The sequence below is a fragment of the Flavobacterium columnare genome (assembly GCF_014844295.1).
Classification (GTDB): Bacteria; Bacteroidota; Bacteroidia; order Flavobacteriales; family Flavobacteriaceae; genus Flavobacterium; species Flavobacterium columnare.
In genome coordinates this window covers 2,277,830-2,285,000 of the sequence record NZ_CP054494.1, presented here as the reverse complement: position 1 = coordinate 2,285,000, position 7,171 = coordinate 2,277,830, and the positions used below count along the sequence as shown (strand labels likewise).

Annotated in this window: 4 tRNA genes and 4 rRNA genes (1 of these 8 only partly in view); all 8 read right to left on the bottom strand. The window is 45.8% G+C overall.

The features are described 5' to 3' along the window. Positions 1 to 1,123, bottom strand: a 23S ribosomal RNA gene (locus HUE53_RS09930) (it extends 1,753 nt beyond the left edge of the window). 219 nt (positions 1,124 to 1,342) lie between these two features. Beyond that, positions 1,343 to 1,419: transfer RNA gene (locus tag HUE53_RS09925), tRNA-Ala, on the bottom strand. 113 nt (positions 1,420 to 1,532) lie between these two features. Continuing rightward, positions 1,533 to 1,606 (bottom strand) — tRNA-Ile (locus tag HUE53_RS09920). 98 nt (positions 1,607 to 1,704) lie between these two features. After that, positions 1,705 to 3,219: ribosomal RNA gene (locus tag HUE53_RS09915) — 16S ribosomal RNA — on the bottom strand. Between the two features lie 315 nt (positions 3,220 to 3,534). Further along, positions 3,535 to 3,639, bottom strand: a 5S ribosomal RNA gene (rrf, locus tag HUE53_RS09910). Between the two features lie 169 nt (positions 3,640 to 3,808). Further along, positions 3,809 to 6,684, bottom strand: a 23S ribosomal RNA gene (locus HUE53_RS09905). Together the 16S, 23S and 5S rRNA genes with 4 tRNA genes alongside form the textbook arrangement of a ribosomal RNA operon. Before the next feature lie 219 nt (positions 6,685 to 6,903). Next, positions 6,904 to 6,980: transfer RNA gene (locus HUE53_RS09900), tRNA-Ala, on the bottom strand. 113 nt (positions 6,981 to 7,093) lie between these two features. Further along, positions 7,094 to 7,167: transfer RNA gene (locus HUE53_RS09895), tRNA-Ile, on the bottom strand. Between the last annotated feature and the right edge of the window lie 4 nt (positions 7,168 to 7,171).

Sequence of the window (7,171 nt, the reverse complement as noted above, 5' to 3'; positions counted from 1 at the left end):
TACGCACTCTTTAAATGAATGGCTGCTTCCAAGCCAACATCCTAGCTGTCGATGCAATCAAACCGCGTTTGATCAACTTAGTATACATTTGGGGACCTTAGCTGATGGTCTGGGTTCTTTCCCTCTCGGACTGGGACCTTAGCACCCCAGCCCTCACTGCTGTGTATATTATATAGCATTCGGAGTTTGTCAGGAATTGGTAGGCGGTGAAGCCCCCGCATCCAATCAGTAGCTCTACCTCTATATAACTCTACCACTGCGCTGCACCTAAATGCATTTCGGGGAGTACGAGCTATTTCCGAGTTTGATTGGCCTTTCACCCCTACCCACAGGTCATCCGAAGACTTTTCAACGTCAACCGGTTCGGACCTCCACTATGTGTTACCACAGCTTCATCCTGCCCATGGGTAGATCACACGGTTTCGCGTCTAACATTACTGACTCAAGCGCCCTATTCAGACTCGCTTTCGCTACGGATCCGCACCTGAAGTGCTTAACCTTGCCAGCAACGTTAACTCGTAGGCTCATTATGCAAAAGGCACGCCGTCACAGCTTTTGCTGCTCCGACCGCTTGTAGGCGTATGGTTTCAGGTTCTATTTCACTCCGTTATTCACGGTTCTTTTCACCTTTCCTTCACAGTACTGGTTCACTATCGGTCTCTCAGGAGTATTTAGCCTTAGCGGATGGTCCCGCCAGATTCAGACAGGGTTTCACGTGCCCCGCCCTACTCAGGATACCACTATCCTTTATATTCCTTACTTATACGGGACTATCACCCTCTGTGGTTAACCTTTCCAGGTTATTCTAATTCGGTTTACAAGAAATATTGTGGTCCTACAACCCCAGTATTGCCGTAACAACACTGGTTTGGGCTAATGCGCTTTCGCTCGCCACTACTTACGCAATCACTTTTGTTTTCTTCTCCTCCGCCTACTTAGATGTTTCAGTTCAGCGGGTTCGCCTCCTATTGGATACTATGTCTTCAACATAGTGGGTTGCCCCATTGGGATATCTGCGGATCAATTCGTATGTGCCAATCCCCGCAGCTTTTCGCAGCTTATCACGTCCTTCTTCGCCTCTGAGAGCCTAGGCATCCCCCATACGCCCTTATTTTGCTTATTGTTTTCTTTTTTTTAGTGATTAGCTCTAAGTAATTAGTGACTAGTCCTAAGACTAATTACTATTCACTCTTTACTAATTACTAAAGTGTTCTTTCTACTTGTTTGTATGTTTATCTCAATATGTCAATGAACTTTACTCAATTTGAAGATTTTAAGATTCGTTAATTTGAAAATGATGATCATTTTCAAATTTTCAAATCAATTCATTTTCAAATCAATTTGGTGGAGAATATCGGAGTCGAACCGATGACCTCCTGCGTGCAAGGCAGGCGCTCTAGCCAGCTGAGCTAATCCCCCAATCTTTTTTCTATTTTGGATGTTGAATTATTTTTTTGAATTATTTTTCAAATTCATCATTTAAAATTTATAATTCAAAATTCGCTTCTAGAATTTCCTTGTGCTTTAAAAAGTAGTCCCGGGCAGACTCGAACTGCCGACCCCTACATTATCAGTGTAGTACTCTAACCAGCTGAGCTACGAGACTCTGTATTTTAAGCCTTTTCTTTTTTTTGAATTAACAGCGAGAGTAAGTTTTTTTAATTTAGTATCTAAATTAAAAAATAGCTTCTTTTTTGTCTCTAGAAAGGAGGTGTTCCAGCCGCACCTTCCGGTACGGCTACCTTGTTACGACTTAGCCCTAGTTACCAGTTTTACCCTAGGCAGCTCCTTGCGGTCACCGACTTCAGGTACCCCCAGCTTCCATGGCTTGACGGGCGGTGTGTACAAGGCCCGGGAACGTATTCACCGCAGCATGGCTGATCTGCGATTACTAGCGAATCCAGCTTCACGGAGTCGAGTTGCAGACTCCGATCCGAACTGAGAACGGTTTTGTAGATTCGCTCCTACTTGCGTAGTGGCTGCTCTCTGTACCGTCCATTGTAGCACGTGTGTAGCCCAAGGCGTAAGGGCCGTGATGATTTGACGTCATCCCCACCTTCCTCGCGGTTTGCACCGGCAGTCTTGCTAGAGTTCCCGACATGACTCGCTGGCAACTAGCAACAGGGGTTGCGCTCGTTATAGGACTTAACCTGACACCTCACGGCACGAGCTGACGACAACCATGCAGCACCTTGAAAAACGTCCGAAGAAAGATCTGTTTCCAAATCTGTCGTTTCCCATTTAAGCCTTGGTAAGGTTCCTCGCGTATCATCGAATTAAACCACATGCTCCTCCGCTTGTGCGGGCCCCCGTCAATTCCTTTGAGTTTCACTCTTGCGAGCGTACTCCCCAGGTGGGATACTTATCACTTTCGCTTAGCCACTCAGATTGCTCCAAACAGCTAGTATCCATCGTTTACGGCGTGGACTACCAGGGTATCTAATCCTGTTCGCTCCCCACGCTTTCGTCCATCAGCGTCAATATACTCGTAGTAACCTGCCTTCGCAATCGGTATTCCATGTAATCTCTAAGCATTTCACCGCTACACTACATATTCTAGTTACTTCCAAGTAATTCAAGTCTTACAGTATCAATGGCCGTTTGATCGTTGAGCGACCAGATTTCACCACTGACTTATAAACCGCCTACGGACCCTTTAAACCCAATGATTCCGGATAACGCTTGGATCCTCCGTATTACCGCGGCTGCTGGCACGGAGTTAGCCGATCCTTATTCTTACAGTACCGTCAAGCTCCCTTACAAGGGAGGGTTTCTTCCTGTACAAAAGCAGTTTACAATCCATAGGACCGTCATCCTGCACGCGGCATGGCTGGTTCAGGCTTGCGCCCATTGACCAATATTCCTCACTGCTGCCTCCCGTAGGAGTCTGGTCCGTGTCTCAGTACCAGTGTGGGGGATCTCCCTCTCAGGACCCCTACCCATCGTTGCCTTGGTATGCCGTTACCACACCAACTAGCTAATGGGACGCATGCTCATCTTGTACCGTTGGAACTTTAATAATCAAATGAGGCCATCTGAAAATACTATGGGGTATTAATCCAAATTTCTCTGGGCTATCCCCCTGTACAAGGTAGATTGCATACGCGTTACGCACCCGTGCGCCGGTCTCAAAGGAGCAAGCTCCTTCTACCCCTCGACTTGCATGTGTTAAGCCTGCCGCTAGCGTTCATCCTGAGCCAGGATCAAACTCTTCATCTGTTTTTGACAAAGAATGCTAGGTTTTTCTTACTCTCTTAAATTTTTATCTGTTTTAACATTGCTGTTAAAACGTGCTGTCAATCCAATATGTCTATGAACTTATTTATTTACTTTTTTCGCTTTCAACTTAACGTCTTAGCGGGTGCAAAGGTAGTGTTTCTTTTAGTATTTCCAAGCTTTTTTTTACTTTTTTTGAAAATTTATTTAAAACTGGTTTTCTTATTCTAAAGAACTTTTTTTTGCTTTGTTGAGATAAAAAATCCCCTGGTAGTCAGGGGATGTTCTATGTCGAATTCTGACTTGTATCAGAATAAAGAAAGGCGGCGATCTACTCTCCCACAACAGTACCATCGACGCTGGCGGGCTTAACTTCTCTGTTCGAAATGGGAAGAGGTGAGCCCCGCCGCAATAACCACCTTAAGGTTTTAAGTCTAAAGTCGAATGTCGTAAAGTTTCCTTTGGACTTTCTTATTTAAGACTGTCTCGTTTTTAAACGAAACAAATATTTTAACATATTGAGATAAATATTTAATTTGGAAAGAATTTTACGAGCCCCCTGAGGTTCCCCCTTTGGGGGTTAGGGGGCTCTTACAATAAGCTTACGGGTTATTAGTACTACTTGACTGTGACATTACTGCCTTTACATCTATAGCCTATCAACGTGGTCATCTTCCACGACCCTTAAAAGAAATCTCATCTTGTGGTGGGTTTCGCGCTTATATGCTTTCAGCGCTTATCCCTTCCCAACGTAGCTACTCTGCGGTGCTCCTGGCGGAACAACAGATACACCAGCGGTTGGTCCAACTCGGTCCTCTCGTACTAGAGTCAGATCCACTCAAATTTCTAACGCCCACAGTAGATAGAGACCGAACTGTCTCACGACGTTCTGAACCCAGCTCGCGTGCCACTTTAATGGGCGAACAGCCCAACCCTTGGGACCTTCTCCAGCCCCAGGATGTGACGAGCCGACATCGAGGTGCCAAACCCCCCCGTCGATATGAGCTCTTGGGGGAGATCAGCCTGTTATCCCCGGCGTACCTTTTATCCTTTGAGCGATGGCCCTTCCATGCGGAACCACCGGATCACTATGCTCTACTTTCGTACCTGATCGACCTGTATGTCTCTCAGTCAAGCTCCCTTATGCCATTGCACTCTACGCACGGTTACCAAGCGTGCTGAGGGAACCTTTAGAAGCCTCCGTTACTCTTTTGGAGGCGACCACCCCAGTCAAACTACCCACCAAGCAATGTCCTCCACAATATGGAGTTAGGCCTCAGATAAGCAAAGGGTGGTATTTCAACAATGACTCCACAACGCCTAGCGACGCCATTTCACAGTCTCCCACCTATCCTACACATCACTTATCCAAGGTCAATACTAAGCTATAGTAAAGGTGCACAGGGTCTTTTCGTCCCACTGCGGGTAATCGGCATCTTCACCGATACTACAATTTCACCGAGCTCATGGCTGAGACAGTGTCCAGATCGTTACACCATTCGTGCAGGTCGGAACTTACCCGACAAGGAATTTCGCTACCTTAGGACCGTTATAGTTACGGCCGCCGTTTACTGGGGCTTCAATTCAATGCTTCTGATTGCTCATAACATCTCCTCTTAACCTTCCAGCACCGGGCAGGTGTCAGGCCCTATACTTCATCTTACGATTTGGCAGAGCCCTGTGTTTTTGATAAACAGTCGCCTGGACCTTTTCACTGCGGCCAGCTTGCGCTGGCGACCTTTCTCCCGAAGTTACAGGTCTATTTTGCCTAATTCCTTAGCCATGAATCTCTCGAGCGCCTTAGGATACTCTCCTCAACTACCTGTGTCGGTTTACGGTACGGGTACTTATAATCTATGTTTAGAAGGTTTTCTTGGCAGCCTTTAGGTACACTATCCCATCATCCGAAGAATCCGAGTACTATCGCATTTCACCAGTCCCAGCGGATTTGCCTACCGGGCCTATAGCTAGGTGCTTTAACGAACTATTCCGTCAGTTCGCGGTACTTTCACCACTGCGTCACTCCATCACAATTATAAGTAGTACGGGAATATTAACCCGTTGGCCATCGACTGTTCCTTTCGGATTCGCCTTAGGTCCCGACTAACCCGCAGCTGATTAGCATAGCTGCGGAAACCTTAGTTTTGCGGCGGGGGTGTTTCTCGCACCCCTTATCGTTACTTATGCCTACATTTTCTTTTCTAACCTCTCCAGAAATCCTCACGGAATCCCTTCTACGATGTTAGAATGCTCCCCTACCACTTGACTTTTGTCAAATCCATAGCTTCGGTAGTATACTTATGCCCGATTATTATCCATGCTCGATCGCTCGACTAGTGAGCTGTTACGCACTCTTTAAATGAATGGCTGCTTCCAAGCCAACATCCTAGCTGTCGATGCAATCAAACCGCGTTTGATCAACTTAGTATACATTTGGGGACCTTAGCTGATGGTCTGGGTTCTTTCCCTCTCGGACTGGGACCTTAGCACCCCAGCCCTCACTGCTGTGTATATTATATAGCATTCGGAGTTTGTCAGGAATTGGTAGGCGGTGAAGCCCCCGCATCCAATCAGTAGCTCTACCTCTATATAACTCTACCACTGCGCTGCACCTAAATGCATTTCGGGGAGTACGAGCTATTTCCGAGTTTGATTGGCCTTTCACCCCTACCCACAGGTCATCCGAAGACTTTTCAACGTCAACCGGTTCGGACCTCCACTATGTGTTACCACAGCTTCATCCTGCCCATGGGTAGATCACACGGTTTCGCGTCTAACATTACTGACTCAAGCGCCCTATTCAGACTCGCTTTCGCTACGGATCCGCACCTGAAGTGCTTAACCTTGCCAGCAACGTTAACTCGTAGGCTCATTATGCAAAAGGCACGCCGTCACAGCTTTTGCTGCTCCGACCGCTTGTAGGCGTATGGTTTCAGGTTCTATTTCACTCCGTTATTCACGGTTCTTTTCACCTTTCCTTCACAGTACTGGTTCACTATCGGTCTCTCAGGAGTATTTAGCCTTAGCGGATGGTCCCGCCAGATTCAGACAGGGTTTCACGTGCCCCGCCCTACTCAGGATACCACTATCCTTTATATTCCTTACTTATACGGGACTATCACCCTCTGTGGTTAACCTTTCCAGGTTATTCTAATTCGGTTTACAAGAAATATTGTGGTCCTACAACCCCAGTATTGCCGTAACAACACTGGTTTGGGCTAATGCGCTTTCGCTCGCCACTACTTACGCAATCACTTTTGTTTTCTTCTCCTCCGCCTACTTAGATGTTTCAGTTCAGCGGGTTCGCCTCCTATTGGATACTATGTCTTCAACATAGTGGGTTGCCCCATTGGGATATCTGCGGATCAATTCGTATGTGCCAATCCCCGCAGCTTTTCGCAGCTTATCACGTCCTTCTTCGCCTCTGAGAGCCTAGGCATCCCCCATACGCCCTTATTTTGCTTATTGTTTTCTTTTTTTTAGTGATTAGCTCTAAGTAATTAGTGACTAGTCCTAAGACTAATTACTATTCACTCTTTACTAATTACTAAAGTGTTCTTTCTACTTGTTTGTATGTTTATCTCAATATGTCAATGAACTTTACTCAATTTGAAGATTTTAAGATTCGTTAATTTGAAAATGATGATCATTTTCAAATTTTCAAATCAATTCATTTTCAAATCAATTTGGTGGAGAATATCGGAGTCGAACCGATGACCTCCTGCGTGCAAGGCAGGCGCTCTAGCCAGCTGAGCTAATCCCCCAATCTTTTTTCTATTTTGGATGTTGAATTATTTTTTTGAATTATTTTTCAAATTCATCATTTAAAATTTATAATTCAAAATTCGCTTCTAGAATTTCCTTGTGCTTTAAAAAGTAGTCCCGGGCAGACTCGAACTGCCGACCCCTACATTATCAGTGTAGTACTCTAACCAGCTGAGCTACGAGACTCTGT